Here is a 26,127-nt window from a genome sequence, read left to right as displayed (position 1 = left end):
TTTTCCAGATTCAATAGATGTCACTCAATGTCAACTGACCTTGAACCGCTCCACCAGGCCCCGCTGATGCTCGGCCAGTCGAGCCAGCTCGCGGCTGGTACTGGCTGTCTGCTCGGCACCGGCGCTGACCTGGATGACCAGTGAGTTGATGTCGTTGACATTGCGGTGGATTTCTTCGGCAACCAGGCTTTGTTCCTCGGCGGCCGAGGCAACCTGGATGTTGCGGTCGCTGATGCTGGCAATACCCTCGGCGATTTCTTCCAGCAACTCACCGGCACGAACCACGTTGTTCGCGCCTTCCTGGGCCTTGCCCAGGGTTTCCTGCATGGAAGTGGCGGCGCGGTCGGAACCGGATTGCAGGTTGCCGATCATTTTCTGGATGCTGACGGTGGAGTCCTGGGTCTTTTTGGCCAGGTTGCGGACTTCGTCGGCGACCACCGCGAAACCCCGGCCCTGCTCGCCGGCGCGAGCCGCTTCAATGGCTGCGTTCAGCGCGAGCAGGTTGGTTTGCTCGGCAACACCGCGAATAACGTCCAGCACCGAGGAGATGGAGTCGCTTTCACCCTTGAGCTCCATGATGATGCTGGCGGTCTGGGCGGCCTGCGCTTCAAGTCCCTGAATCAAGCTGATGGTGTTATCGATTTCGGATTTGCCCTGGCGGGTGCTGGCATTGACCCGCTGTGACATTTCAGCGGCATCGGTCGTGCTGCGGGCTACGTCTTTGACCGTGGCGCTCATCTCGCTGATGGCGGTAACGACCTGATCGGTACCCTGGCTCTGCAGTTCAACGTTCTGACTGGTCTGCAATGCCACGGCGGAAGACTGTTCGGCGGCGGTGGCGACCTGGGCCGTGGCGCTGCCGATCTCACGGATGACTTCGCTGATCTGCAGGGCCATGTTGTCCAGGTTGCGCGATATCTCGCCAAACTCGTCCTTGCCCGTGTATTGGGTCCTGACGGTGAGGTCGCGGGTTGAAAGCGAAACCAGGGTACGGTTCACGTCGACGACGGCGATCTTGATGTTGCGGATGATCACCAACGCCAGCCACAGCACGACAACCGATATCAGGATAACGATGGCGATTGCCGCATACAGGCTGCGCTCGGCTTCGTGACGTGCATCATTGGCCAGGCCCACCACGTTCTGGCCCAGTTCCGCTTCCACCTGAGCCATCAGGTCGATGCGGCTGGTCGCGACGTTGAACCAGTCCTCGGGCTTGATATTGAGCGGGTTGCCCAGTGGCGTATCAAAACCCAGGCGTTGCAGGCGAGCCACTTCCAGTGACACGGGTTGTTGCAGTACGGCATCCAGCTTGTTCTTGAACTCGACGGGAGACCAGCGCTGAAAAGCTTCGAAGTAGCCAGAGAACTCACCCATATTGCGGCTGAAGCGTGACAGCAGGGGGGCGTCGAAACGATTCTGGTTGAACGCCAGGCCCAGCAATACGCGTTCGCGGCCTGCACGCTCTTTCATGTCCACAAATTGATTGAGCGAGCCCAGGGCGCGCAGGATATGTGGATTATCGATGCTGGCTTCCAGCGAATAAGTGTAGCCGACCAGGGTTTTGATGAGGTCGGTAAAAAGGGCGCCGGATTCGGTGTTGTTGATCGCCAATGTATCGACTTTCAGGCGCAGGGCCGTCAGGTCGTCCATTGCGTGCGCGACCTTGTCCGGAGCGGGAACACCCTCGGTCGACTGCGCGCGCATCTCGGCCACGGCCTTGTTGGTTTCCTGGCGAAAGATTTGCAGCTTGTCCTGCATGGACTTTCCACCGCTGCCGATAAAAACGCCGCTGGCTCCGCGCTCGCGCTGGAGGGTGGTCACCAGATCGCTGAGTTTCTGTGCGGTACTGGTCGCGGTGAATGCGCGGTTCATGGCGCCAAGCGTTGCGCTTTTGTCTGCCACGAAAATCCCGGCGAAGGCCAGAAAGCCCAGCAGGGGAAACATTAGTATCAGCAGTAGTTTTGCACTCAAAGGAGCGTTTTTAAGCATTGCAAACCTCAGGATTTACAGATGTCGATTAAAGCTACCTCCGGCAAACGTTCTATTGCGTTGACGTTTTAAGAAGCCAAAGATGACCCGATATGAGCCTATCCTGGCCCTATTCTGTTCAGTTCAACTGCTTCGGCGGTAAAGCTCAAAGCTTTACCTGTCGCTCCGAATAAAAGTAAGGCACTCGGGGACAAATCCAGGTCTTTATGAGGGCGGGCAGGCTTAGATCCGTATGCCCGGTAACCTGTTTGAGCGGACGATGAGTCCTTTAGAGGTACTTCTTGAAGCTGCCCACCGCGATGCTCGCGATCAGGCCCAGGGCAATCGCGCCAGGCAACAGGATCAACAGTGGATTCACGCTGATCGGCAGTGCGGGATAAATGATCCAGGGGGCGACCCACAGCGGGATTATCAGCCGCTTGGCGCGGTGATAGATGAAACCGGACTCTCGCCCCGCACCAAAGCGCCGCAGGTCCCGGCGTACCAGGCCATCCACCACTCCGGTGAAGACGGCGCTCAGCACCAGAGGAAGGCTCAGGAGCAGGATCATGACGCGCGCCAGGAGGGTCAGTACGGCATACACCGCCGCCAGCCCGTAATCCTCGATGTGCACATAGGCGCGCCCCAGGTAATGCAGCAACCCCACACCTTGCCGGTTATTCAGGCGAGCCTGCTCGGCGGATCGGTTGATCCAGTGGATCAGCCCGGTTTGCTCGAAGCACCACTCGTAGGTCAGTACGATGATCCGCCGGGCGCTCTGCCCGACGTCATCGAGCCACAGGCTGTCGTGGTAGGTGGCCGAGATCCACGCGAGTTCGCTGTTCAGCATGTCCTGGGAGTGGCGCCAGCCTGCTTGCGGCCAGAAAAAGAACAGCCCGATCCATTCGCTGACAATGCTGAAAAACAACGCGACCATCAGGATGCCGAGGAAGGCGAAGGGCAGCCCCAGTAACGTGCTGATCAAGCCCTTTTCACGATAGGCCTGCTGGTTTCTTGCCGTTTCAGTGGTGCTTGCCATGGCCGTCTGTACTCAAGGGATTGATCGAGAGACGCCGGCAACGGGGCGGCAGGGAGAGCCAGGTCTCCCGATGTGCCCACGCGGCGATGAGCACACGCTTACACAGCCGTAGGGTTGTCACCGCAAGGAAACTGGATCAGGGTTGCAGGGTTCTGGCATCCGCCGCAGATGAGCCTCGTAGTACCGCGCCGCATGTCGAGATCAGAGCGGTGGGCGACGCGCTCAGGACATTTACTCTCTGCTGAAAATCCGTAAAGTGGCGTGCCGTCTCGTTGCGACACATCAGGGAAGAAAAATAATGCATAGCCCGCACCCCAAGGATTCCAACGGCCAGTTGGCGCAGGGTTTCAAACCGCGCCACGTCACCATGCTGTCCATTGCCGGGATCATCGGCGCCGGTCTGTTCGTCGGTTCGGGGCATGCGATTGCTGCGGCCGGTCCTGCGGTGATGCTGGCTTATCTGTTTTCCGGACTGTTGGTCGTGCTGGTCATGCGCATGCTCGGCGAGATGGCCGTCGCCAATCCGGACACCGGTTCCTTCTCGACCTACGCCGACCAGGCCATTGGCCGTTGGGCCGGTTTCACCATCGGCTGGCTCTACTGGTGGTTCTGGGTACTGGTGATTCCGATCGAGGCCCTTGCTGCCGGGCACGTGCTGAACCAATGGTTCCCGCAGGTCGATGCCTGGCTGTTCGCCTTGCTGTCGATCGTGCTGCTGGTGGTGACCAACCTGTTCAGCGTGTCCAAGTATGGCGAGTTCGAATTCTGGTTCGCGATGGCCAAGGTCGTGGCGATCATCGGCTTCATCGGTTTGGGCTTTGCGGTGCTGATGGGCTGGATTCCCGAGCGCGAGGCCAGCGGTCTGAGCCGGCTCATGGAGCAGCACGGCGGCTTTGCCCCCAACGGCCTGTCGGCGGTGGTCGGTGCGTTCATCACCATCATGTTCAGTTTCATCGGCACCGAGGCGGTGACCATTGCCGCAGCCGAATCCAACAACCCGGCACAGAACATCGCCAAGGCGACGCGCTCGGTGATCTGGCGCATCGGGGTGTTCTACCTGCTGTCGATCTTCGTGGTCATCTCCGTGGTGCCCTGGGACGACCCGCACCTGACGTCGGTGGGGTCCTATCAGCGGGCACTGGAGCTGATGAACATTCCCCATGCCAAATTCATGGTGGACGCGGTGGTGCTGATCGCCGTGGCCAGTTGCATGAACTCGTCGATCTACATTGCCTCGCGCATGCTGTTTTCGCTGGGTAGGCGCGGCGATGCACCCCGGCCGCTGAAGCGTACGTCGTTGGCCGGTGTGCCACGCGCGGCGGTCATCGCCAGCAGTGTGCTCGGTGCCGGTGTGACCCTGTTCAGCTACTTCGCCCCCGCTGGCCTGTTCGACTTCCTGTTGGCCAGTTCCGGGGCCATCGCCTTGCTGGTGTATCTGGTGATTGCGATATCACAGCTGCGCATGCGCAGACGGTTGCAGCGGCAGAACATCGAACTGGCCTTCCACATGTGGCTGTTTCCGTGGCTGACCTATCTGGTAATCGTCTTCATCTGTGCAGCGCTGGCGGTGATGATGATCACGCCCGAGCACCGCACGGAAGTGACCTCGACCATCGTCCTGGCGTTGGCGATTTCCTTTATCGGCCTGGTGACGGCGCGTCAGCATCGGCCGCTTGAAGAGGTTGCGCTGGCAGGGGAAGCCTAGGCCGATCAGGATGAGCTGGGGGCTGTCGAGGCGCTCCACCACTCGCCACCACCGTCGACATAACGCCTGCGCATGTGCGTAGCCAGGGTCTGCAGGTCCTTGGGCATGCAGTCATCCGGGTCGGGGGCGGGCAGGGGCATGCGGACTTTCCAGAGGTTGGCGCCTTCGATCAGGGCGAAGGCCTGGCCCTTGGGTAGGCTGACGATGTGTGCCGGCTCGATCAGCGGGACGCTGGTGGAACTGACTCGATCCTGGGTATTGCTGGTGAAGTCGGTACTGCCCGAGACATCCGAACTGTCGGTGGCGCCGCTGACCAGGGTGGTCGAGTAGACGTCGACCTTGGGCAACTGCCGGGTCAGTAGTTCGGCGGTGGCGGTTTCCCGCACCCGCAGCATGAACAGGTTGTTGAAGTTGCCGACCACCTGGCCGGCCTTGGCGCGGTTGCCGAGCCGCGCTTCGATGTCGCTGAGGGTCTGGGTATAGGCCGTGACCTGGATGCCGGCGCCGCCGCCCTTGTTGATCATCGGGATGAACTCTTCGCCCATCAGTTCGTTGAATTCGTCGGCGTGCAGGTTGATCGGAATCTTCTGTTCGCGGTCGGCATCGGGCAGCCCGTCATCGACACCGAATTTGTAGATATGGCCGGCCACCGAGACCAGGTCGGCGAACATCGAGTTGCCCACCGCTGCGGCCACCTCGGGATCGGACAGCGCATCGAGCCCGACATACACCACCGCCCGTTTACGGATCACCTGCATCCAGTCGAAGATCGGCCGGGGGTCGTCGAGGTCGCTGTAGTCGGGGGAGATCAGTTCGGCCATGCGTCCGGTGGTGAGTTTTTCCAGCAAGGGCAGCAGCGAAGCGACGATCTTGTCGAAATAGGTCTTGTCGTAGCGCACGGCGGAACGCAGGCCGTCCAGCACCGGGTCGGCGATCCGGGTGCGTGAGAGGTACTGGTCGATCGCCGTCACCCGTGGCTGGCGGCCGCGCAGGTTATGCGGAGTGTTCTTTTCGTTGAGTTTGCCTTCGAGGCTGGCAATCGATTCCCAGGCGTCCGGGTCATGGCGGGTGAAGTAATAGTGGCTGTAGTCGATGAACAAGGCATCGATGTTGATCACGTGCTGCTGGATCTTCAGGTAGTCCGGGCGGGTGCCTAGTTCCACCAGGGCCCGGGCGATGATGTTGACGAAACGCCAGGCGAACTCGCGAAACGCGGCGCTGCTGCCTTCGCCGCTGAGTTGCCCGGAGATTCGGCTGGCGACCTCGGAGATTCGCCCGAAGCGGCCGACGGCGTTGTAGCGGGCGGAGACATCCGGCCAGCCGAGATGAAAGACATGGAATTCCTTCTCGCGTCCGGCGCGGCGGGCTTCGACATACATGCGCTTGAGCAGGTCGGCATCGCCCTTGGGGTCAAAGACGATGACCGGTTCGAACTCCGGGCCTGCGTCGCCCTGTTTGACCCGGCGAATGTCCTGGGTGATGAACAGCTCGGCCAGGCGGGTTTTACCGACCCGTGTGGTGCCCAGCACCAGGCTATGGCCGACGCGCTCACCGAGCGGCAGGGAAACCTCGACCTCACTGGGTTCTACGCCGTGCAGGCGGGCAGAACCGCCTACGGGGGGCAGCGGACGGACCGGGTTGAGTGGGCTGTCCCAGGCGGTGAGGCGGGGGATCAGGCTCCAGGGAAAGGTCGCATGCTCAAGACGTCGCTCCAGGCGGCGAGCCTGCTGGAACAGCGGAGCGGGGTCGACATAGCGGCGAAACTCCGGACGGTAGGTCTGCATCAATCTTTGGGTATGGCGTTGTTCCCATTTGAAACCGATGCCGACAAACAGTCGCTGCTGACTGACCGGGATGCAGTGGCTGGTGATCACATAGCGCGGCAGGCGGCGGATATTGCGGCGAAAGCGCAACACTGTCAGCGCCTGGCGCAGACGGCACCAGCCAAGAGCCAGATAGAGGAGTGCCGTCACGGCACCGAACAACGGTGTCAGACCCAGCACCCAGGGCGCGAACAGGCAGACGCCGATACCGAGCAGGCACACCGCGACGGTGTACAGTTCCACGGCAGGGCGCAGCAGCACTTCGACGGTATGTTGTTGGGTCATGATCCTGGCTCTCCGTGCTGACCTTGAAGGCGCACGGTGGCAGAGCCGCAGGGGCGGTGCAGCAGCAAAACCGGCATCGGCGGCGAGGGTTTGCCCGTTGCAGTCTGTCACCCGCCATGGCCTGTTCTACCCGCCATACGACTTCCTGGATCGGATCAGCGGCGCGGCTGCAGCAGTAACGCCACCAGCGCACTCCAGCCGGTCTGGTGGGACGCGCCAAGGCCGCGCCCGTTATCACCGTGGAAGTACTCGTGAAACAGCACCAGGTCGCGGCTCGCCGGATCGGCCTGCAACTGCGGGTAGGCCGCCATGGCCGGGCGGCGGCCGTCTTCGTCGAGCAGGAACAGTGAGGTCAGTCGTCGGCCCAGCCCGTCGGCCACTTCTTCAAGGGTCGCCAGGTAACCGGAGCCGCTGGGGTACTCCACCGAAAAGTGGTCGTCGTAATAGCGGTGAAACTCACGTAGCGATTCGATCAGCAGGTAGTTGATCGGCATCCACAACGGCCCACGCCAGTTGGAGTTGCCGCCATACAGCCGCGAATCGGATTCTGCCGGCTGATAGCGGGCGCTCAGGCTCTTGCCTTCGAGTTGCATCGCCAGTGGTTGGTCGGCGAACACGCGGGACATCGAGCGGATGCCGAATTCGGAAAGAAACTCGGCTTCATCGAGCATGCGCTTGAGCAGGTTCTTGGTCCGTTCGCCACGTAGCAATGCCAGCAACAGACGGTTGCCGTCTCCCGGTTCGTTCCAGCGTGAAACCAATGCTGCCAGGTCCGGACGGTGGTGCATGAAGCCCAACAGTCGGTTGCGCAGGCCGGGCAGGTCCTGGTGTTCACGTTCTTCCAGCACCAGCACGGCGAACAACGGCATCAACCCGACGATGGAGCGCAGGCGTACCGGCTCACTGCGACCGTCCGGGTGCTGCAGCACGTCATAGAAAAACTCGTCCTGGGTGTCCCAGAGCCCTTCGGCGCTGTCGTCGACCCGATTGAGCGCCCCGGCGATGTACAGGAAGTGCTCGAAGAATTTCACGGCGATATCCACGTACACCGCATTGTGTTTGGCCAGTTCCAGGGCGATGCGCATCATGTCCAGGGCGTAGGCCGCTACCCAGGCGGTGCCGTCGGCCTGGTCGAGGGTGTAACCGGGGGGCAGGTCGTCGGAGCGGTTGAACAGGGCGATGTTGTCCAGCCCCAGGAAGCCGCCCTGGAACAGGTTGCGGCCTTCAGCGTCCTTGCGGTTGACCCACCAGGCGAAGTTCAGCAGCAGCTTGTGGAAGACCCGTTCGAGAAAATCCTGGTCGCCGCTGCCGGTCAGTTGCTTCTCCCGTTGGTAGACCTGCCAACAGGCCCAGGCATGCACGGGCGGATTGGCATCATCGAAACTCCATTCATAGGCCGGCAACTGGCCGTTGGGGTGCATGAAGCGATCCTTGACCAGGAGCAGCAGTTGCTGCTTGGCAAAGCCCGGATCGATCAGGGCGAAGGCCACGGCCTGGAAAGCCAGGTCCCAGGAGGCGTACCAGGGGTACTCCCATTTGTCCGGCATGGAGACGATGTCGAAGTTCGACAGGTGTCGCCAGTGGCTGTCGCGTCGAGTCAAGCGCTCGGCTGGCGGCCGTGGTTGGGCCGGGTCGCCGTCGAGCCACTGGTTTACGTCGAAGTAGTAGAGTTGCTTGGACCACAGCAGGCCGGCCAGGGCCTGGCGCTGGACCAGGCGGGCATCGGCGTCGGTGAGTCCGTCCTGCAGGGCCGCGTAGAAATCATCGGCCTCCTGGCGACGGGTTTCGAACAGGCGACGGGCATTGATCTGGGGCGCTTCGGGTGGCGCGAAGCGCAGATGGACCGTGCGGGTTTCCCCGCCTTGCAGCTGCAGGCAGAAGTGCGCGGCCACCCGTGTCCCGCTGTCCCGGCGAGTGCTTGGGGCGCCGCTGACCACATGGTCGTTGATGCCATCCTTGAACGGTCCGTCGGCCTGCGAACCTTCCAGGCGGCGGGTGTTGGTTTCGTTCTCGCAGAACAGCCATTCGAAAGGCGCATCGCCCCAGGCGCTGGCTTGCATCGGGTCGCAGCCGGGGTGCCGGGCGTCGACCCGCTCACCCAGCAGGCTCAGGCTCGGCCGCCGGGCATGCTCGTTCCAGCTCCAGTCGTTGCGCGCCCAGAGTTGCGGTAATACCCGCAGGCGGGCGGGTTGGTGGAAGCGGTTGTGCACGCTGATCCGCATGACGATGTCGTTCGGGCCCTGCTTGGCGTACTCGACCGTGACATCGAAATAACGGTCGTCCTCGAACACGCCGGTGTCGAGGATCTCGTATTCGGCATCACCGAGGCCGCGGCGGGCGTTTTCCGTCACCAGGTCGTTGTAGGGGAAGGCGGCCTGCGGGTACTTGTAGAGCATGCGCATGTACGCATGGCTGGGAACGCCATCGAGGTAGAAGTACAGCTCCTTGACGTCCTCGCCGTGGTTGCCTTCGGCGTTAGTCAGGCCGAACAGCCGCTCCTTGAGAATGGGGTCGTGTTCGTTCCACAGGGCCAGGCCCAGGCACCAGTGCTGGGACTTGTCGGAGAATCCGGCCAGGCCATCCTCGCCCCAGCGGTAGGCCCGGCTGCGGGCATGGTCGTGGGGAAAGTAGGCCCAGGCGTCGCCGTCGGCACTGTAGTCCTCGCGCACCGTGCCCCATTGCCGCTCGCTGAGGTAGGGGCCCCATTCGCGCCATTCGCTGGCGTTTTCGCCCTTGAGACGTTGGCCTTCAACGGTATCGAAAGCGCTTGCCGCAGGTTTTTCCGTCATCGGTGACTCCGTTGCGAAGGGTGTTTTGTCTGCGCCACAGCAGCCTCATGTCTGGCCTGCAGGAACATCGCCAGGCTGACTTCCTCCCGATGCAATCCCTTGCGCATCCGCGGCTTGGGCAGTTCGGCCAACTCGCCAAGGACGAAGGCTTCAAGGACACCTGGATGGATATAGCACTTGCGGCAGACGGCCGGGGTATTGCCCAACTGCCTGGAAACACTCTTGACCATTTCGACGATCTGTTTCTTTGCCTCGGTTTCCGGTTCCCACTGTAGTTCGCGCAACATGGCCAGGGCCATGGCGCTGCCGGCCCAGGTGCGGAAATCCTTGGCGGTGAAGTCGGCGCCGGTCAGCTCATGCAGGCAGGCGTTGACGTCCGAGGAAGTGACGACATGTCGCTCGCCGTTTTCGTCCAGATATTGAAACAGGTGTTGGCCCGGCAGTTCCAGGCAGCGTTTGAGCACCGTGGCCAGGCGCCGGTCCTTGACTGTGACTCGGTGCTCGACGCCGCTCTTGCCGCGAAACTGGAAGATCATTGCGCTGCCGTTGATCTCGACATGACGGTTACGCAAGGTCGTCAGACCGTAGGAACGGTTTTCCCGGGCATAGCGGCTGTTGCCGATGCGGATCAGAGTGGCGTCGAGCAGGCTGATCACGGTGGCCATGACCTTGTCGCGGTTGAAGCCGGGTCTTGCGAGGATGTGCTGTAATTGTTGCCGCAGCTTCGGGAGCGCCTTGCCGAAGGCCAGCAGCCGCGCGTATTTGTCCTGGTCGCGGATCTCCCGCCAGCGCGGGTGATAACGGTATTGCTTGCGGCCCCGGGCATCGCGACCGGTTGCCTGCAGATGGCCTTGCGGGTCGGCGCAGATCCACACATCGGTGTAGGCCGGCGGCACGGCCAGCGCATTGATGCGCTGGATTTCCTGCGGGTCGCGAATGCGTTCTCCGGTTGCGGTGAAGTAGGCGAAGCGGTTGCGCGATTTCCTGCGGCGGATGCCAGGCTGGGTGTCGTCGACGTAATGCAGCTCGGCAGGCAGTTCGACGGGCGCTGAAGCATCGGGCATGGCGGCGTCCTTGATAGAAAATCAGGCGGTATGACTGATGGACCGCAGCCGTGTCCAGAGGTGCCTTTTATCAGGCCAGTACGGCCACCGCCTTGATCTGCGCCCACAGCCGTTGCCCGGGCCGCAGCTGCAATTGGTCGCGCGAGTAACGGGTGATCCGCGCCAGCAGCGGGCTGCCGTCGGCATCGAGCCTGACCAGTACATGGGCACTGTTGTCCGCGGCGGTTTCGCCAGTCACGGTCACGGGCAGGCGGTTGAGGATGCTGCTGTGTTCTTCCGCCTGCAGGCTGAGGCTCACGTCCCGTGCCTGGACCTTGCAACGCAGTTGCTTGCCAATGGCCAATGGGGCATGGGCCACGCGCATGCTCCACGCACTGCCGGGCAGTTGCAGGGTGACCAGTTGGTAATCCGCGTCGTAGGCGCTGACCTGGCCGGCGATCACCACGCCGGCATCATCGCCCAGGGCCAGGGGCAGGTCGAGCCGCGCCAGGGTCTCGCCAATCGGGCCGCTGGCCAGTGCCTTGCCGTCGGCGAGCAGAACGATATGGTCGGCCAGGCGCGCGACTTCATCCTGGGAATGGCTGACGTAGAGCACCGGGATCTCCAGCTCGTCATGCAGGCGTTCGAGGTAGGGCAGGATCTCGTTTTTGCGCTGGCTGTCGAGTGCGGCAAGGGGTTCGTCCATCAACAGCAGCTTCGGGCTGGTGAGCAGCGCGCGGGCGATGCCGATGCGTTGGCGTTCGCCGCCCGAGAGGTGTTGCGGGTGGCGTTCCAGCAGGTGGCTGATGCCCAGCAGTTCGCAGGCCTGGGCCAGGTCTACCCGTCGCTCGGCGCGGGGAATACGCCGCAGGCCGAACGTCAGGTTAGCCTGCACCGAGAGGTGCGGGAACAGGCTGGCTTCCTGGAACACGTAGCCGAGGGCACGCTTGTGCGGCGGGACAAACTGCTGGCGGTCGCTGTCCTGCCAGATTTCGTCGTTGATCTGGATAAACGCCTGCGGGGCCTTTTCCAGGCCGGCGATGCAGCGCAGGCAGGTGGTCTTGCCCGAGCCCGAGTGGCCGAACAGCGCGGTGACGCCGCGTCCGGGCAGGTGCAGGTCGAGATCCAGGCTGAATGCCGGGTAGCTCCGTTGCAGGCGCACCTGTATCGACGAGGTCATGGCTCAGCTCCAGCCCATCCGGGTCTTGCGGCTTGAGTACAGTGCCAGCAACACGATGAAGGAGAACACCAGCATGGCTCCGGCCAGCCAGTGGGCCTGGAGGTATTCCATGGCCTCGACGTGGTCGTAGATCTGTACCGAAACCACGCGGGTTTTCTCCGGGATATTGCCACCGATCATCAACACCACGCCGAACTCGCCGACGGTGTGGGCGAAGCCGAGGATCGCGGCGGTGACGAAGCCGGGTCGTGCCAGGGGCAGGACCACGCTGAAGAAGGTGTCCCAGGGATTGGCGCGCAGGGTTGCCGCCACTTCCAAGGGACGGGTGCCAATGGCACTGAAGGCATTTTGCAGAGGTTGCACCACGAACGGCATCGAGTAGATCACCGAGCCGATGACCAGCCCGGTGAAACTGAAGGTCAGGGTGCCCAGGCCAATGGCCTGGGTGAACTGCCCGATGAACCCGTGGGGCCCGAAGGCCAGCAGCAGGTAGAAGCCGATCACCGTCGGCGGCAGTACCAGCGGCAGGGCCACCACCGCGCCGATCGGGCCGCGCAGCCAGGATCGGGTGTGGGCCAGCCACAGGGCGATTGGCGTCCCGATCAGCAACAGGATTGTCGTGGTCAGTGACGCCAGTTTCAGCGTCAGCCAGATCGCCGCGAGGTCGCTGCTGTCGAGTGGCATTTACAGTGTGTAGCCGTAGGATTTGATGATGGCTGCGGCTTTCGGGCCTTTGAGGTATTCCACCAGTGCCTTGGCGGCGGCGTTGTCCTTGCCCTTGTTGAGGATCACCGCGTCCTGCTTGATCGCTTCATGCATATCGGCCGGGACGATCCAGGCCGAACCGCTGGTGACTTTGCCGTCCTTGTAGATCTGCGACAGGGCGACGAAGCCCAGTTCGGCATTGCCGGTGGAGATGAACTGGTAAGCCTGGGTAATGTTCTGGCCGGTGACCAGCTTGTCCTTGACCTTGTCGGTCAGGCCCAGCTTGGCCAGTACCTGGGTGGCGGCCAGGCCATAGGGCGCAGCTTTCGGGTCGGCGATGGACAGGTGCTGGTAGTGGTTGTCCTTGAGCACCTGGCCCTTGGCATCGACGTAACCGTCCTTGGCCGACCACAGCGCCAGGGTACCGATGGCGTAGGTGAAGCGTGAGCCGGCGACGATCTCGCCTTCCTTCTCCAGCTTGGCCGGAGTGGTGTCGTCGGCGGCGAGGAACACTTCGAATGGTGCGCCGTTCTTGATCTGGGTGTAGAACTGGCCGGTGGCGCCATAGGCGGCGACCAGCTTGTGCCCGGTGTCTTTCTCGAAATCGCTGGCAATGGCCTGGATCGGCGCGGTGAAGTTGGCGGCGACCGCCACCTGCACTTCGTCGGCCTGGGCCGAGGCGACGGCGAACATCCCGAGCAGGGCGGCCAGGCAGGTCGGGGCAAGGCGTGAGGCACGAGGGATCATGAAGCAGCTCCGTTCAAAGGTCTTGGCGCTGGCGTCGTTTGTTATAAGTTGTGTGCGACGCCGAATGAGATGAATCGCTATATAGTGAAATATATAGCGATTTCATGGCCATGGCGAGCGGAAGGGTTGGTACACGGTTGGATGGCCGCCCTGGGCGGATCGCCAGCAAGCCGGCTCCCACATTCATACTGCGCCGGGCACACATTCTGCGTACACAGAAATACTCGTGGGAGCCGGCTTGCTGGCGATCCGCCGGAGGCGGCCATTCCATGAGGTCAATGGCCCTTTAGCCTGGTCAATGCCTGTTGCGCCAGTTGCCGGGTCAGCTCCTCGGCAGGCAGTTCCACCGCCAGCCGCAGCGCCTGGCCCGACCACAGGTTGCTGAAGTCCGCTTCGCCCTTGGCCCGCAGGGGCATCAGCGCGCCGCCAGCCAATGGAAACGCTGGCGCCATGTCACTGATCGGCCCCAGCTCACGCATGACCCGGTTCATGATCCCGCGCGCCGGCCGGCCGGTGAAGAGGTTGGTCAGGGCCGTCTCGCTTTCCTTGGCTGTGCGCAGTGCCTGCTGGTGAGATGCCGAGATCTTCGCTTCCGGGGTGAACAGGTAGCTGGTACCCAACTGCACCGCACTGGCACCCAGCATGAAGGCTGCGGCAATCCCCCGGGCATCGCCGATTCCGCCAGCGGCAATCACCGGCACCTTCACCGCATCGACGATCTGCGGCACCAGCGCGATGGTGCCGACCTGGGTGTTGAGATCGTTGCTGAGGAAAATCCCGCGATGGCCACCGGCTTCGTTGCCCATGGCGATGATCGCGTTGCAGCCGCGTTCCTGCAGCCAGCGTGCTTCATCCACGGTGGTGGCGCAGCCAATGACGAGCGCGCCGGTGGCCTTGACCCGATCGAGCAGGGGCTTGGGCGGCAGGCCGAAGTGAAAGCTGACGATCTCCGGGCGCAGCTCTTCCACCAACTGGCAACTGGTTTCATCGAACGGTGCCCGGCTGGAGACGGGTGTCGGCGCATTGAAGTCCAGACCTTGTTCACGGTAGTAGGGCGCCAGGCGCTCCTTCCAGCGCTTCTCCCGTTCCGGATCCGGTGTGGGCGGTTGGTGGCAGAAGAAGTTGATGTTCAAGGGCGCCTGGACCGCGCGGCGAAACGCTTCGGTCTGCTGGCGGATCTGTTCCGGGGTCAGCATGGCGGCAGGCAACGAGCCCAGGCCTCCCGCCTTGGCGACGCCGACCATCATGGCGAGCGTCGTTGCACCGGCCATGGGGCCCTGGATGATCGGTTGCTGGATGCCGAACAGGTCAAGCAGGCGGGTATCGGGCCAGTTGCTCATGACGACTTCTCTCCGGGGCAGATAAAGGGATTAAGACGAGAACAACACAAGCTTGTATCAGGAATGCCAGCGGCAAGGCCAGTGACGGTTTGGTAAAAGACTCTTGCCCGATGACGGCGAATCAGAACCCGCCGATCAAGGCTGGCCGGCAGTGCGCAGGGTGAAGTTGATGCGTTGCGCGCCCAAAACGGGGTGGTGGCCCTCCCGGATCGGCAGGATGCCGTGAAAGCGCAGGCGGTCGACGCCACCCCAGACCACCACGTCGCCATGCAGCAATGGAATGCGTTGGCTCTTGTCGGCACGGTCATGGCCGCCAAACAGGAACATCGCCGGCAGGCCCAGCGAAACCGATACCACCGGGGCGTTGAGGTCGCGTTCGTTACGGTCCTGATGCAAGGACATCTTGGCCCCCGGCACATAACGATTGATCAGGCAGGCATCGGGCGCGAAGTTTTCGAACCCTGCAGCCTCGGCCGCGTCCACCGCCAGTTGCCGGATCACCTCGGGCATGGCCGGCCAGGGCAGGCCGCTTTGTGGGTCGAGAGCGCTGTAGCGATAGCCGTGGCGGTCGCTGGTCCAGCCCCAGGCGCCACAACTGCTCAGGCTGGCGGACATGGTGAAACCGCCCGGAGTGACCATCTGGCGAAACGGCGCCTGGCGGATGACCTCACGCAGGGCGGGGAGCAGGTGCTCGACCCGGGGCAGGGCGAAGCCACGCAGTACCCAGGATTGTTCGCCGATCCGCTCGTGGCGTTCGGGTTGCCGCAGGTCTTCATCGGCAAACAGATCGAGGCTCATGCGTATGTCTTACAGCGCCTTGCTGACTTTCACATCGCTGATCACATCGTCTGCGCCATGCATCGCTTCCAGCACGGTGCGGGCCTCGGCTTCAGTGCCGTTTTCCAACTGGGCGAATTCGAAACGGCGTTCGCCGTTGAGGGTGTATTTGATGACGTATCGGGTAGTCACGGTCATTCCACTCATGTAAGAAGGAGGGGCAGTGCCTGGACTCAGCGCAGTTTCGAGCTGGAGCGGCGGATGATGCGGATCGAATGCTTCATGGTCGGCTTGCGGGTGACACTGATCGCCCGTTTGGTGACCACGGTGTCCAGCGTGATGTTCCAGAAGCCGGTACTGGGTACGGTGATCCTCGCGGGAAAGGTGTCGAAGGCGCCGCCGTGATAGCTGTGACGACCGCCGTTCTTGAAGCTGCGAAAGTTGGCATCGCTCATCAGGCGGATATTGCAGTTCTGGGAGCACTCGATCACGACAATGTCGTCTTCGTTGAGGTGCTCGCGCTGGTGGATGAATTTCATGACCGCCTCCAGAAGGCTTTTTCTACAAAATCAAAAAGATAGCACGTAGCGCAGCACGATTTTGCGGCTACGATGGGTTAATTCTGCGGGTAGGGTAACAAGTCTGACGGATTACACTGCTTTGTCGCCATAGAAGTTGGGTTAAATTCTACGCCACCAGGGAGAAAATTCGTGTTGATGCTGTCGGAGCGTCTTTATTGGAGGGTTTTTCATGAAGTGGGGCACTTGGATCGCTGTGGTGCTGGCGTTGGGGGGGTGTGCAAGTGTTTCGGATATTCAGCAGACGCCGCCGACGCTGAATGTGATATCGGGCAAGAAGCCTAATGAATACGCTCATTGTGTGGACACCATTCTGAACAAGAGTCGTGGTCCATCGTTGATGACCCCGCACAAGAACGGAATCAAGATGGTGGTACGCGATCGCCTGTCGACTTCGCCGGCTGCGCTGCTCGACATCGAAGAGCGCTCCAACGGCAGCAGCATCCGGCTCTACGAGAGTATGTCGAACAACCCGTTGCGCTCCAGTGCGGTCCTGGATGCGGCAACCCGTTGTATTTCAGGCCAGCCCTGAGCTGGCCTGAACGCCCGGGTCACTTGCAGATGACGATGACGCTGCGGCTCTTGAAATTTCCGACATCCACACCGAGGGTCTTGTCGCTCTCCTTGGGTTGCGGAGTGCCGTCGGTGCCGACGATGGTGTAGCCAGTGCCCGCGCAGGAGTCATTGGCCTTTTCGTAGCATTTGGCCCAGGACATCGCCTCGCCGGAGCAGTCGATTTCCAGACCTTGTTGACCATTGTTCAGGTAGGTTTTGGAGGCCGTTGCGCATCCCGCCAGGGCCAGTACCGCGAGCAGTGCCAGAAAACGCTTCATGTCATTCAGCCTTTATTTTTCGCGACGTTTGGCAGACGGGGCAGGGGTGTCTTCGAACACCGAGGCGACTTCACTGGCCAGGGCCTCGGTCGCGAACGGTCCGGCAATCTGCTCGCCGTCGTCACCGGCAACCCACCATTGGCCATCTGCCGCTTGGGTAATCAGGTAACCGTTCACTTTCTTTGCTGCCGACATCGATCCATCTCACTCATCAGGGGAATGTCAGGATGATAGCGCAGAACCCGGCACGAACCGCTATCTGCCGCTAGAATCAATTCGTCGGCAGTGTGCTGGACAGGGAGCGTCGGGGTCTGCCCCTGCCGGGCATCGGACAATTTTCCAATGTTTTGGAACTATCTGCCGCGATTTTTCTCTATGTTGACGTCAGTATGCTATCAGCGGGGCATTGTAAGGTGACTGCCGCCTGATTAGACTGCGCCGAAACTCGTACACACCGCCCTTTTTAAGGACTCATATGATCAAGAAATGCTTGTTCCCAGCAGCCGGTTACGGTACTCGCTTCCTGCCAGCGACTAAAGCCATGCCCAAAGAAATGCTGCCGGTGGTGAACAAGCCACTGATCCAGTACGGCGTTGAAGAAGCGCTGGACGCTGGCTTGAACGAGATCTCGATCGTTACCGGCCGCGGCAAGCGCGCACTGGAAGACCACTTCGACATCAGCTACGAGTTGGAAAACCAGATCAAGGGCACCGACAAGGAAAAGTACCTGGTCGGTATCCGCCGCCTGCTGGACGAGTGCTCGTTCTCCTACACTCGTCAGACCGAAATGAAAGGCCTGGGCCACGCCATCCTGACCGGCCGTCCACTGATCGGTGACGAACCGTTCGCCGTGGTGCTGGCGGATGACCTGTGCGTCAACCTGGACGGCGACGGCGTACTCAAGCAAATGGTCAAGCTGTACAAGCAGTACCGCTGCACCATCGTTGCGATCATGGAAGTCGACCCACAGGAAACCAGCAAGTACGGTGTGATCGCTGGCGACCTGATCGGTGATGACCTGTACCGCGTACGCAACATGGTCGAGAAGCCAAAGCCGGAAGATGCACCATCGAACCTGGCGATCATCGGCCGTTACATCATGACCCCGGACATCTTCAACCTGATCGAGCAGACCGAACCAGGCAAGGGCGGCGAGATCCAGATTACTGACGCCCTGATGAAACAGGCTCAGGACGGCTGCGTGATTGCCTACAAGTTCAAAGGCAAGCGTTTCGACTGCGGTGGCGCTGAAGGCTATATCGACGCGACCAACTTCTGCTTCGAGAATTTCTACAAGACTGGCAAGGCTTACTGATAGCTGCCGACTTCGTCGTCTCGTCGTAAAGAAAGCCACCTTCGGGTGGCTTTTTTGTTGTGCGCCCTTATGTAATGGCTAACTGACCAGAGAGGCTACAGCGGTTATGCTGTATGCCTGCCGAGGAGATAGAAATGGCCTACGATTTTGATCTGTTTGTGATTGGCGCCGGTTCCGGCGGTGTACGTGCGGCGCGGTTTGCCGCCGGTTTCGGGGCGAAGGTGGCGGTGGTTGAAAGCCGTTATCTGGGCGGGACCTGCGTCAACGTCGGCTGCGTGCCCAAGAAGTTGCTGGTCTACGGATCGCACTTCGCCGAGGAATTTGAACAGGCCAAGGGCTTTGGCTGGTCGTTGGGCGAGGCGAACTTTGACTGGGCGACGCTGATCGCCAACAAGGACAAGGAAATCAACCGCCTCAACGGCATCTATCGCAACCTGCTGGTCAACAGCGGTGTCACCCTGCTCGAAGGCCACGGCAAGTTGGTCGATCCGCATCAGGTCGAGGTCAACGGCCAGCGCTACAGCGCCAAGCACATTCTGATTGCTACTGGTGGCTGGCCACAGATCCCGGAGATTGCAGGGCATGAGCACGCCATCAGTTCCAATGAAGCGTTTTTCCTCAAGGAACTGCCCAAGCGCATTCTGGTGGTCGGCGGCGGCTATATTGCCGTCGAGTTCGCCGGTATCTTCAACGGTCTGGGCGCCGATACCCAATTGCTGTATCGCGGCGACCTGTTCCTGCGCGGTTTCGACGGCGCCGTGCGTAAACACTTGGCCGAAGAACTGACCAAGCAAGGCTTGAAGCTGCAGTTCAACAGCGATATCGAGCGTATCGACAAGCAGGCTGACGGCAGCCTCAAGGCCACGCTCAAGGATGGCCGCGAGTTGATCGCCGATTGTATTTTCTACGCCACCGGGCGGCGTCCGATGCTGGACAACCTGGGGCTGGAGAACACCGGAGTGAAGCTGGACAAGCACGGCTTCATCGAGGTCGACGAGCAGTACCAGACTGCAGAACCGTCGATCCTTGCCCTGGGCGATGTGATCGGTCGCGTGCAATTGACGCCGGTGGCCCTGGCCGAAGGCATGGCCGTGGCCCGGTGGCTGTTCAAACCCGAGCAGTATCGTCCGGTCGACTACAACCTGATCCCGACCGCAGTCTTCAGCCAGCCGAATATCGGCACCGTCGGCCTGACCGAAGAGCAGGCGCGAGAGCAGGGCCATGACGTGACAATCTTCGAAAGCCGCTTCCGGCCGATGAAGCTGACCCTCACCGAGTGCCAGGAAAAGACCCTGATGAAGCTGGTGGTGGACGCCCGTACCGACAAGGTTCTGGGTTGCCACATGGTCGGACCGGACGCCGGCGAGATCGTCCAGGGCCTGGCGATTGCGCTGAAAGCCGGTGCGACCAAGCAACACTTCGACGAAACCATCGGCGTGCACCCGACGGCGGCCGAAGAGTTCGTCACGATGCGTACGCCTGTCGCAGGCTGATCATGGCACTGGCCGCACCGCCCGACCTCAGCGACACCAACCGGCCCGTGCAACCACTGGCCCGGACCTACCCGAGGGGCTTGTACATCGAGCCCCACGAGCATGTTTGGGGGCAGTTGCTGTATGCGATGTCCGGAGTGATGTGGGTCGAAACGCCCGATGAGGCCCTGGCAGTACCGCCACAGCGGGCCGTCTGGCTGCCCCCTGGGGTTTGCCATGGCATTCGGGTGGTTTCGGATTTGCAGATGCGCAATATCTACCTGCGTCCGTCTCTGGCCAACACCCTTGAAAGCACGGTGCAGGTGATCGAGGTCGGTGGTCTGCTGCGTGAGTTGATCATTGGCCTGGTGGAGCAGGCCGACGAGGCTCGGCGCGACTATTACGAGGCGCTGGCCAACCTGGCGCTGCTGGAGTTGCGGCGGGCACGGCGTTCGATGCTGAAAGTCGCTTTGCCTTCCGGCAGTGACCGTCGTCTGTTGACGGTGTGCCAGGCGGTGATGAGTGCGCCGTCGCTGGCGATTTCCTTCGATCAGCATGCCGAGACCGCCGGTGCCAGTGTGCGTACCCTGGCGCGGCTGTTCCAGGCGGAACTGGGCATGGGCTTCGCCGAATGGCGCCGTCAGGTGCAGTTGGCGACGGCCGTGGCGGAGTTGATCCAGGGCGTGCCGGTCAGTCGCATCGCCCGTTCACTGGGGTATTCACCCAGCAGTTTCAGCGACATGTTTCGCCGCGCCTTGGGCATCTCGCCTTCGCATTATCCGATCGATTGAGCCGCTTCTTCCGCGTTTGACCGATATCCAGAAGTCTTTGGCCGATTCCCTCTGTTGGCCGGTCATAGACTGCAGGCATTCCTTCCTGGAGCCTGGATTTCATCATGAGCTATCTGATTTCTCTCGTCATCGGCGTTGCAGTCGGGCTGCTTTACGGCGGGCTCGATTTCCGTTCCCCGGCACCTCCCGCCGTGGCCCTGGTTGGCTTGCTGGGCATGCAGTTGGGCGAAAAGGCCTGGCCGCTGGGCAAGCAACTGGTGGCTGGCTGGTTGTCCTGAAACTCTTTCCGTTCCCTGTCTGGATGCGCACTCTATGAAAGCCCTGCAATTTTTGAAGACCGGTGACCTCTCGGCACTGCAACTGGCCGAGTTGCCGATGCCCGTACCCGCTGCTGGCGAGGTGCTGGTGCAGATCAAGGCGGCTGGCCTGAATCCCAGCGATGTGAAGAACGTGCTGGGCCGTTTCTCCTACACCACCTTGCCCAGGGTGCCCGGTCGCGATTTCGCCGGAGTGGTGGTCGAGGGGCCGCAGGCGCTGCTCGGCCAGGAAGTCTGGGGTAGCGGCAAGGAACTGGGCTTCACCGGCGATGGTTCCCACGCACAGTACCTGACCCTGTCGGCCAAGGGCGTGGCGCTCAAGCCGACACATTTGAGTTTCGCCCAGGCGGCCAGTCTCGGAGTTCCCTACACCACGGCCTGGGATGCCCTGGAGCGCAGCCTGGTGAAGGCTGAAACGCGCCTGTTGGTGATTGGCGCCAATGGCGCGGTCGGCAGCGCGACGATTGCCCTGGCGAAGATTCGCGGAGCGCAGGTGTTGGCGGCGGTGCGTCGGCCGGAGCAGGCCAGGGCGCTGCAAGCCAGGGGCTTCGAGGCGATCGTGCTGGATAAGCCGGAGGACCTGGCGGCGTCGGTCAATGGCGTTTTTCCCGGCGGGGCCGAGGTGATTTTCGACACCACCGGTTTCTGGCTGCCGGCGGCGGTCGCGGCATTGGCGCCGTTCGGCCGCATCGCGATCATTGCCGCTCCGGTCGATGGGCATGTGCAGTTGCCGGCATTGGCCTTGTACCGCAAGGGTGGTTCGGTGGTGGGTATCAATTCGTTGCTCTACGGCACCGAGGCGTGTGCACGGATGCTCGAGCAATTCGGTCGCTTCTTCGATGAAGGGCTGCTGGAGCTGCCGTCGGGTTTGCGCGAGTCGCCATTGGCAGAGGGGCCGGCGCGGTATGCCGAGGTCAATCAGGGCAGCAGCGAGAAGGTGATTCTGCTGCCTTGAGAGCGTCTGGACCCTGTTGCGCAACGGTTTGGGAACAGGCTCGCGCTGAGCCGCGAGCACTCCACTGATAGATATCAGGGTTCCAGGTGCAGGCTGGCACGGATGCCGTTGACTGCCGCTTCCTGCGCCTTGTAACCGTCTGCGGAGCCGGCGTACAGCAGCGAATAGGCCTTGCCTTCGCGAGCTGCGGCGACCAGGGTCTGAGTCATCACGTGGCCGCCGTTCTGGGTAATGGTGCAGGTGGTTTCCACTGCCGGCATGCCACCCAGGGTGCTGTCGTGGATGTGGTTGCATACGCTCATGAAACCGCGTTCGACGAAGTTTTTCTGCACCGCCTTGCGCATTTCCAGCAGTACGCCGGGCAGGTTGACCTCATGTCCGGGAGTCAGCGCCGACTGGGTCAGTTCCATGACCATCAGCGGATCACCGTTGGCATCGTTCTTCACGGCGCGCTGGCGCAGGCCACTGATGACCTCGCCGGCGGCATTCTGCGCGGGTGGCAGGGTCTGCACTTCCCAGTCGCCAGGCCAGGTGATCATCAGGTCGTCGGCCACGGCCGATGAGCCACACAGCAGCAGGAGCAGGGCGGTGAAACAGGCACGCGATTGCACAGGGGTCATGGACGGAGACTGCCGGGAGGAAGATAAGATATTGTTACAGTGTATCAATATCTTATCGGATTTTGCCGAATCTTCTACGTGCAGGTCGAGCCCCGGGTATTGATCCCGGGTGGCACCTAGCGGGGCGGTTGTGCCAGGAACCCGACGATCAATGAGCTGATCTGTTGGTGAAGGGTTTCCCGCGGACGGGCACCTTCACCATCCCGGCAGATGAAGCTTTCGCCCGGCGACGCTTCGTCGATCAGGGCTTCGGCGCCCGGCTTGCAGGTGGCCATGAAGGTGAAATGACTGGCTTCGCCGATTTTCACGTGTTGTATCAGGGCTTTGGGCAGGCGGCGGGCAAGGTCGTCCGACTCCAGCTCGGCGGGCAGCTCGGTAGACGGCACGCCAGCGGCAATGATCAGTGTCGGTACTTTCATGGCCGCAAGGCTGGCGTCGGTCAGGCCGCGTGACAGGCCCAGATCCAGCACCACGATCGCCGTGACGCGCTTGTCGCGCAGATCGCCGGCCAGCCGAGTCTTCAAGGCCGGGGTGCTGGTGGACGCCATCTGTTGGTACACCGAGCAACTGGACAATTCAGAGTGGGTCTTGCAGTCCTGGTCGAAGCGATCCGGATCGAAACGCGCCCCGGCGATTTCCATGGCGGTCCAGCCGCCGAGCGAATGGCCAACCACGGCAATGCGCTGCTTGTCCACCACGCCAAACCGTTGCGGCTCGGCCAGGACCGCATCGATGGCACGGCTGAGGTCGACCGGCCGTTGCCATAATTGTGCGGCGGCTTGAGGGCTGCGGTCCTTGCTGGTGCTACCCGGATGGTTGACCGCCGCGACGATGTAGCCCTGATGGGCCAGGGCGCTGGCCAGCCAGGTCTGGTTGCCCCAGTTGCCGCCGAAACCGTGGGAAATCACCACCAGTGGATGCGTGCCGCCAGCCGGTGCCGCGTTTTTGATCGCCGGGGCGCCGACAAACACGGAGTTGTCGGCGATCAATACTGGCTGTTCGGTGGTTGCGCCGGGATACCAGACCACCATCTGCAACGGTCGGTCGAGGTGGGTGTCTCGCAACTCGGACTCCTGGAAGCCGATCGTGGTATCGGCCGCGACTGCGGTGCGGACCAGGCAGAGCAGAAGCAAAACGCAGAGAGGGGTTTTCAACGGGGATGTCCTTGTCGGTGAAAGTAGGCTTCCTGCCCGTGAGCGGCTTGAGTCATGGCTCAAGCATTGGCTTGAACGGGCGCGGCAGTATAACCGGTCGGCGCACTGTCGCTCCTCGGTCATTGCCGGGTTGAATCTGCCGAAAAATGGCTGAACTGGCCCGGAAAACGGTGACGGGGCACGTTGCAGATGCTTGCAAAAACGCCGATACAGCCAACCGTTGCTCAGCTAACCCTTTGCTTCTCAAGCATAATCCCGGACAATCGCGCCCCTCTTATGGCCGGGGCGCTGCCAATAAGCTGTTTTTCCGTCCCGGTCGCGTGGTAATGACCGGCTAACGGAGATTCGACCGGATGAATGACCAGGCCAACAGCGTCGATGAACGCTATGAATCGGCTCCCGCTGTACTGAGCAGTTGGAGCCGCCACGACACTACCTGGATGCTGGGCCTGTTCGGCACGGCGATTGGGGCCGGAACCCTGTTCCTGCCGATCAACGCAGGTTTGGGCGGTTTCTGGCCGCTGCTGATCCTGGCGCTGCTGGCATTCCCCATGACGTTCTATGCCCACCGTGGCTTGACCCGCTTCGTGCTTTCCGGGCGTGATGGCTCGGACATCACCGAAGTGGTCGAAGAGCACTTCGGCCTCACTGCCGGCGCGCTGATCACTCTGCTGTATTTCTTCGCGATCTTTCCGATTCTGCTGATCTATAGCGTCGCCCTGACCAACACCGTAGGCAGCTTCCTCGAACACCAGTTGCACATCGCGCCGCCGCCGCGGGCGATTCTGTCGCTGGTGCTGATCCTCGGCCTGTTGGCGGTGGTGCGGTGTGGCGAGCAACTGATCGTCAAGGCGATGAGCATGCTGGTCTACCCGTTCATTGTCGCCTTGCTGTTTTTGGCGGTGTACCTGATTCCGCATTGGAACGGTGGCATTCTCGCCACGGCGAGCAGCCTGCCCGAGCCTTCGGCCCTGCTGCATACGTTGTGGCTGGCGATTCCGGTGATGGTATTTTCGTTCAACCATTCGCCGATCATTTCGGCCTTCGCGGTTGACCAGAAGCGTCGGCATGGTGCCCATGCAGAGGAACGCAGCAGCCAGATACTGTCCCGCGCTCACGCGTTGATGGTGGTGATGGTGCTGTTCTTCGTGTTCAGTTGCGTGCTGACCCTGTCACCTGCGCAGTTGGCTGAAGCCAAGGCGCAGAACCTGTCGATCCTGTCGTACCTGGCCAACCATTTCAGCAACCCGACCATCGCCTTCGCCGCGCCGCTGATTGCCTTCGTGGCGATCTCCAAGTCGTTTCTGGGCCACTACATCGGTGCCAGTGAAGGTCTCAAGGGACTGATCGCCAAGAGCGGTCGCAAGCCGGGTGCCAAGGCGCTGGACCGTATGACGGCGGCTTTCATGCTGGTGGTCTGCTGGCTGGTGGCAACGCTGAACCCGAGCATCCTGGGCATGATCGAAACCCTGGGCGGACCGATCATCGCCGCGTTGCTGTTCCTGATGCCGATGTATGCGATCCGTCGTGTCCCATCGATGCGCCAGTACTCGGGCAAACTGTCCAACCTGTTTGTGACGTTGGTGGGGCTGGTGTCGATTTCGGCGCTGATCTACTCGCTTTCGGCTTGATCCCATCCCTGGCAGGAGCCGGTAAACCGGCTCCTGCCAAGTCCTACTGAATCAGCTTCCAGTTCTTGTAGAACACCCGGCGCAGGGCGAACACCGCCCCTGCGAAACCGGCGATCACCCCACGCAGAATGAATGGCATGCGCGACGGCCGCACGATGTCGATGAACAGGCAGTAGCGCTTGCTGTCGTTCTTGTTGAACGAGGCGTGCAGCAGTGTGTCATCGAAGATGAACAGCGGATCGTCGTGCCAGAAGTGTTTGTCCTTGCGGCACTGGATGTAAACGCCGTCATGATGGGGCGCCGGTGCCATGTTGTAGAGCACGCGGAACATCATGCGCAGCGGGCCGAAGTGAAACGAGGTCGACTGGTTGGCGTTGAACACCGAGACGCCGATGGTCTTCACGTAGGGATACTTCTGTTGCAGTTCAGCGATATCCAGCTCGGTGTCGATCTTGCGTCCGTACCACTGGAAGAACAGCATCCCGCGCTTGTTCTGGGCCATGCGGCCGTCGAGGAACTCGATGATCTCGTCCTTGTGGGACATGGCCCGGTCGATGACCTGCTGCAGTTCACGCTGGCAGTCTTCGGGCAGGTCCTGCATCCGGTAAACGCCACGGTTGCGGCGGCTCAGCAGGTCGAACAGGGTGTTGAACGGCGATAACACCCACGTGTTGCGACCGCTGCCGATGAAGTATTTCTTCGCCAGTTCAGCGGTGTAGATACCATTGCGCAGGAAATCGTAGATGCCGCAGACCACCACTAGCGCGAGAAAGCCGAAGACGGTTTTCGGGAAGCAGTAGATGATCAGGAGCACGCCCAGCGTCCAGAGAAGCGAGACGATTTTCTTGCGGATGTTGAGGATACTCATGAACCTGCTCCCTTAGAGCGAATGCGTCAGGTGTGGCGGGCGCCGGAATGGCGCGTTGGAACCCAGGGAAAACCGTGACCGAGGCGACGGCTTGCCCGGATCAGCAGGCCGTGTCGGTATTACGGTACCTAGCATGATAGAAGTTCGGGCGATGGATAATCGTATCAAATGTTACTGTTTTGTAAGGTT

The 26,127-nt window shown here is 61.5% G+C and carries 25 protein-coding genes; 8 read left to right on the top strand and 17 right to left on the bottom strand.

Translation table 11 applies throughout. The annotated features are described in order from the left end of the window. Positions 1 to 30: 30 nt before the first annotated feature. Positions 31 to 1,947: a methyl-accepting chemotaxis protein gene (locus BLU37_RS22910; RefSeq protein WP_172833049.1), complete on the bottom strand. Its 1,917-nt coding sequence runs from the start codon at positions 1,945 to 1,947 to the stop codon at positions 31 to 33. Positions 1,948 to 2,260: 313 nt separating this feature from the next. After that, positions 2,261 to 3,010 carry a TIGR03747 family integrating conjugative element membrane protein gene (locus tag BLU37_RS22905; protein ID WP_090209204.1) on the bottom strand — a complete coding sequence of 250 codons (750 nt, stop codon included), beginning with the start codon at positions 3,008 to 3,010 and terminating at the stop codon, positions 2,261 to 2,263. Positions 3,011 to 3,308: 298 nt separating this feature from the next. Here BLU37_RS22905 and gabP point away from each other — a divergent pair, with 298 nt between their 5' ends. Further along, positions 3,309 to 4,715 carry a GABA permease gene (gene gabP, locus BLU37_RS22900; protein ID WP_019362399.1) on the top strand — a complete coding sequence of 469 codons (1,407 nt, stop codon included), beginning with the start codon at positions 3,309 to 3,311 and terminating at the stop codon, positions 4,713 to 4,715. Between the two features lie 5 nt (positions 4,716 to 4,720). Here the strand turns inward: gabP and traD are convergent, their stop codons facing one another. The 10 genes from traD to BLU37_RS22850 all read right to left on the bottom strand — a co-directional run bounded on the left by traD (position 4,721) and on the right by BLU37_RS22850 (position 15,943). Further along, positions 4,721 to 6,823, bottom strand: coding sequence for a type IV conjugative transfer system coupling protein TraD (gene traD / locus BLU37_RS22895; protein WP_090209201.1), 2,103 nt, complete (start codon positions 6,821 to 6,823; stop codon positions 4,721 to 4,723). A gap of 155 nt (positions 6,824 to 6,978) precedes the next feature. Beyond that, positions 6,979 to 9,612 carry an MGH1-like glycoside hydrolase domain-containing protein gene (locus BLU37_RS22890; RefSeq protein WP_090209199.1) on the bottom strand — a complete coding sequence of 878 codons (2,634 nt, stop codon included), beginning with the start codon at positions 9,610 to 9,612 and terminating at the stop codon, positions 6,979 to 6,981. Beyond that, on the bottom strand, positions 9,609 to 10,676 hold the full coding sequence (locus BLU37_RS22885; protein ID WP_090209196.1) for a DNA topoisomerase IB: 1,068 nt from the start codon (positions 10,674 to 10,676) through the stop codon (positions 9,609 to 9,611). Before BLU37_RS22885 ends, BLU37_RS22890 begins: the two co-directional genes overlap by 4 nt. Positions 10,677 to 10,746: 70 nt before the next feature. Then, positions 10,747 to 11,835: a molybdenum ABC transporter ATP-binding protein gene (gene modC, locus BLU37_RS22880; protein ID WP_090209194.1), complete on the bottom strand. Its 1,089-nt coding sequence runs from the start codon at positions 11,833 to 11,835 to the stop codon at positions 10,747 to 10,749. A gap of 3 nt (positions 11,836 to 11,838) precedes the next feature. Next, on the bottom strand, positions 11,839 to 12,519 hold the full coding sequence (gene modB, locus BLU37_RS22875) for a molybdate ABC transporter permease subunit (RefSeq protein WP_019362396.1): 681 nt from the start codon (positions 12,517 to 12,519) through the stop codon (positions 11,839 to 11,841). Then, entirely contained in the window at positions 12,520 to 13,287 is a 768-nt protein-coding gene (modA, locus tag BLU37_RS22870) for a molybdate ABC transporter substrate-binding protein (protein ID WP_010448163.1), read from the bottom strand. It abuts the gene before it with no gap. Between the two features lie 275 nt (positions 13,288 to 13,562). Further along, a complete protein-coding gene (locus tag BLU37_RS22865; protein WP_090209191.1) occupies positions 13,563 to 14,627 on the bottom strand; it encodes an NAD(P)H-dependent flavin oxidoreductase in 1,065 nt (354 codons plus the stop codon). Between the two features lie 135 nt (positions 14,628 to 14,762). Then, positions 14,763 to 15,425 carry a DNA oxidative demethylase AlkB gene (gene alkB, locus BLU37_RS22860; RefSeq protein ID WP_019362393.1) on the bottom strand — a complete coding sequence of 221 codons (663 nt, stop codon included), beginning with the start codon at positions 15,423 to 15,425 and terminating at the stop codon, positions 14,763 to 14,765. 9 nt (positions 15,426 to 15,434) lie between these two features. After that, positions 15,435 to 15,596, bottom strand: a complete 162-nt coding sequence (locus tag BLU37_RS29275; RefSeq protein ID WP_162173939.1) for a hypothetical protein — start codon at positions 15,594 to 15,596, stop codon at positions 15,435 to 15,437. Positions 15,597 to 15,637: 41 nt separating this feature from the next. Beyond that, positions 15,638 to 15,943, bottom strand: a complete 306-nt coding sequence (locus BLU37_RS22850; protein ID WP_090209188.1) for a DUF1883 domain-containing protein — start codon at positions 15,941 to 15,943, stop codon at positions 15,638 to 15,640. Between the two features lie 211 nt (positions 15,944 to 16,154). Between BLU37_RS22850 and BLU37_RS22845 the strand changes: the two genes are divergently transcribed. Further along, a complete protein-coding gene (locus tag BLU37_RS22845; RefSeq protein ID WP_010448173.1) occupies positions 16,155 to 16,514 on the top strand; it encodes a hypothetical protein in 360 nt (119 codons plus the stop codon). 19 nt (positions 16,515 to 16,533) lie between these two features. Here the strand turns inward: BLU37_RS22845 and BLU37_RS22840 are convergent, their stop codons facing one another. Beyond that, positions 16,534 to 16,815: a hypothetical protein gene (locus BLU37_RS22840; protein ID WP_010448175.1), complete on the bottom strand. Its 282-nt coding sequence runs from the start codon at positions 16,813 to 16,815 to the stop codon at positions 16,534 to 16,536. A gap of 12 nt (positions 16,816 to 16,827) precedes the next feature. Beyond that, complete coding sequence (locus tag BLU37_RS22835; protein WP_010448177.1) at positions 16,828 to 17,010, bottom strand: hypothetical protein; 183 nt, start codon at positions 17,008 to 17,010, stop codon at positions 16,828 to 16,830. 280 nt (positions 17,011 to 17,290) lie between these two features. Between BLU37_RS22835 and galU the strand changes: the two genes are divergently transcribed. The 5 genes from galU to BLU37_RS22810 all read left to right on the top strand — a co-directional run bounded on the left by galU (position 17,291) and on the right by BLU37_RS22810 (position 21,665). Beyond that, positions 17,291 to 18,130, top strand: a complete 840-nt coding sequence (gene galU, locus BLU37_RS22830; protein ID WP_010448179.1) for a UTP--glucose-1-phosphate uridylyltransferase GalU — start codon at positions 17,291 to 17,293, stop codon at positions 18,128 to 18,130. Between the two features lie 134 nt (positions 18,131 to 18,264). Then, complete coding sequence (gene gorA / locus BLU37_RS22825; protein WP_090209185.1) at positions 18,265 to 19,623, top strand: glutathione-disulfide reductase; 1,359 nt, start codon at positions 18,265 to 18,267, stop codon at positions 19,621 to 19,623. A 2-nt stretch (positions 19,624 to 19,625) separates the two neighbouring features. Further along, the gene (locus BLU37_RS22820; protein WP_090209182.1) at positions 19,626 to 20,393 is read left to right on the top strand and encodes an AraC family transcriptional regulator; all 768 of its coding nucleotides are present in this window, start codon (positions 19,626 to 19,628) and stop codon (positions 20,391 to 20,393) included. Positions 20,394 to 20,497: 104 nt separating this feature from the next. Next, complete coding sequence (locus BLU37_RS22815) at positions 20,498 to 20,671, top strand: DUF1427 family protein (protein ID WP_010448184.1); 174 nt, start codon at positions 20,498 to 20,500, stop codon at positions 20,669 to 20,671. 34 nt (positions 20,672 to 20,705) lie between these two features. Then, positions 20,706 to 21,665: a quinone oxidoreductase family protein gene (locus tag BLU37_RS22810; protein ID WP_090209178.1), complete on the top strand. Its 960-nt coding sequence runs from the start codon at positions 20,706 to 20,708 to the stop codon at positions 21,663 to 21,665. Between the two features lie 74 nt (positions 21,666 to 21,739). On the opposite strand, the gene BLU37_RS22805 is transcribed toward BLU37_RS22810, so the two are convergent. Together BLU37_RS22805 and BLU37_RS22800 are read right to left on the bottom strand one after the other, a co-directional pair. Next, positions 21,740 to 22,285, bottom strand: coding sequence for a DUF4946 domain-containing protein (locus BLU37_RS22805; protein WP_010448189.1), 546 nt, complete (start codon positions 22,283 to 22,285; stop codon positions 21,740 to 21,742). A gap of 116 nt (positions 22,286 to 22,401) precedes the next feature. Beyond that, positions 22,402 to 23,439 carry an alpha/beta hydrolase family protein gene (locus BLU37_RS22800; RefSeq protein WP_090209175.1) on the bottom strand — a complete coding sequence of 346 codons (1,038 nt, stop codon included), beginning with the start codon at positions 23,437 to 23,439 and terminating at the stop codon, positions 22,402 to 22,404. Between the two features lie 353 nt (positions 23,440 to 23,792). Between BLU37_RS22800 and BLU37_RS22795 the strand changes: the two genes are divergently transcribed. After that, complete coding sequence (locus tag BLU37_RS22795) at positions 23,793 to 25,070, top strand: serine/threonine transporter (protein WP_090209172.1); 1,278 nt, start codon at positions 23,793 to 23,795, stop codon at positions 25,068 to 25,070. Between the two features lie 43 nt (positions 25,071 to 25,113). On the opposite strand, the gene BLU37_RS22790 is transcribed toward BLU37_RS22795, so the two are convergent. Then, on the bottom strand, positions 25,114 to 25,938 hold the full coding sequence (locus BLU37_RS22790) for an aspartyl/asparaginyl beta-hydroxylase domain-containing protein (protein WP_090209166.1): 825 nt from the start codon (positions 25,936 to 25,938) through the stop codon (positions 25,114 to 25,116). Positions 25,939 to 26,127 lie beyond the last annotated feature (189 nt).

The sequence above is a fragment of the Pseudomonas asplenii genome (genome assembly GCF_900105475.1).
GTDB classification, from domain to species: Bacteria; Pseudomonadota; Gammaproteobacteria; order Pseudomonadales; family Pseudomonadaceae; genus Aquipseudomonas; species Aquipseudomonas asplenii.
This window is presented reverse-complemented; position numbering and strand designations above follow the sequence as displayed.

Coding starts and splice junctions, on each gene's coding strand:
- modA (WP_010448163.1), bottom strand. CDS start 13,287: ATGATCCCTCGTGCCTCACGCCTTGCCCCGACCTGCCTGGCCGCCCTG.
- BLU37_RS22905 (WP_090209204.1), bottom strand. CDS start 3,010: ATGGCAAGCACCACTGAAACGGCAAGAAACCAGCAGGCCTATCGTGAA.
- gorA (WP_090209185.1), top strand. CDS start 18,265: ATGGCCTACGATTTTGATCTGTTTGTGATTGGCGCCGGTTCCGGCGGT.
- modC (WP_090209194.1), bottom strand. CDS start 11,835: ATGACCTCGTCGATACAGGTGCGCCTGCAACGGAGCTACCCGGCATTC.
- alkB (WP_019362393.1), bottom strand. CDS start 15,425: ATGAGCCTCGATCTGTTTGCCGATGAAGACCTGCGGCAACCCGAACGC.
- BLU37_RS22865 (WP_090209191.1), bottom strand. CDS start 14,627: ATGAGCAACTGGCCCGATACCCGCCTGCTTGACCTGTTCGGCATCCAG.
- BLU37_RS22835 (WP_010448177.1), bottom strand. CDS start 17,010: ATGTCGGCAGCAAAGAAAGTGAACGGTTACCTGATTACCCAAGCGGCA.
- BLU37_RS22885 (WP_090209196.1), bottom strand. CDS start 10,676: ATGCCCGATGCTTCAGCGCCCGTCGAACTGCCTGCCGAGCTGCATTAC.
- BLU37_RS22790 (WP_090209166.1), bottom strand. CDS start 25,938: ATGAGTATCCTCAACATCCGCAAGAAAATCGTCTCGCTTCTCTGGACG.
- BLU37_RS22815 (WP_010448184.1), top strand. CDS start 20,498: ATGAGCTATCTGATTTCTCTCGTCATCGGCGTTGCAGTCGGGCTGCTT.
- BLU37_RS22805 (WP_010448189.1), bottom strand. CDS start 22,285: ATGACCCCTGTGCAATCGCGTGCCTGTTTCACCGCCCTGCTCCTGCTG.
- galU (WP_010448179.1), top strand. CDS start 17,291: ATGATCAAGAAATGCTTGTTCCCAGCAGCCGGTTACGGTACTCGCTTC.
- BLU37_RS22840 (WP_010448175.1), bottom strand. CDS start 16,815: ATGAAGCGTTTTCTGGCACTGCTCGCGGTACTGGCCCTGGCGGGATGC.
- BLU37_RS22910 (WP_172833049.1), bottom strand. CDS start 1,947: ATGTTTCCCCTGCTGGGCTTTCTGGCCTTCGCCGGGATTTTCGTGGCA.
- BLU37_RS22890 (WP_090209199.1), bottom strand. CDS start 9,612: ATGACGGAAAAACCTGCGGCAAGCGCTTTCGATACCGTTGAAGGCCAA.
- modB (WP_019362396.1), bottom strand. CDS start 12,519: ATGCCACTCGACAGCAGCGACCTCGCGGCGATCTGGCTGACGCTGAAA.
- BLU37_RS22850 (WP_090209188.1), bottom strand. CDS start 15,943: ATGAAATTCATCCACCAGCGCGAGCACCTCAACGAAGACGACATTGTC.
- BLU37_RS22845 (WP_010448173.1), top strand. CDS start 16,155: ATGAAGTGGGGCACTTGGATCGCTGTGGTGCTGGCGTTGGGGGGGTGT.
- gabP (WP_019362399.1), top strand. CDS start 3,309: ATGCATAGCCCGCACCCCAAGGATTCCAACGGCCAGTTGGCGCAGGGT.
- traD (WP_090209201.1), bottom strand. CDS start 6,823: ATGACCCAACAACATACCGTCGAAGTGCTGCTGCGCCCTGCCGTGGAA.
- BLU37_RS22795 (WP_090209172.1), top strand. CDS start 23,793: ATGAATGACCAGGCCAACAGCGTCGATGAACGCTATGAATCGGCTCCC.
- BLU37_RS22820 (WP_090209182.1), top strand. CDS start 19,626: ATGGCACTGGCCGCACCGCCCGACCTCAGCGACACCAACCGGCCCGTG.
- BLU37_RS22810 (WP_090209178.1), top strand. CDS start 20,706: ATGAAAGCCCTGCAATTTTTGAAGACCGGTGACCTCTCGGCACTGCAA.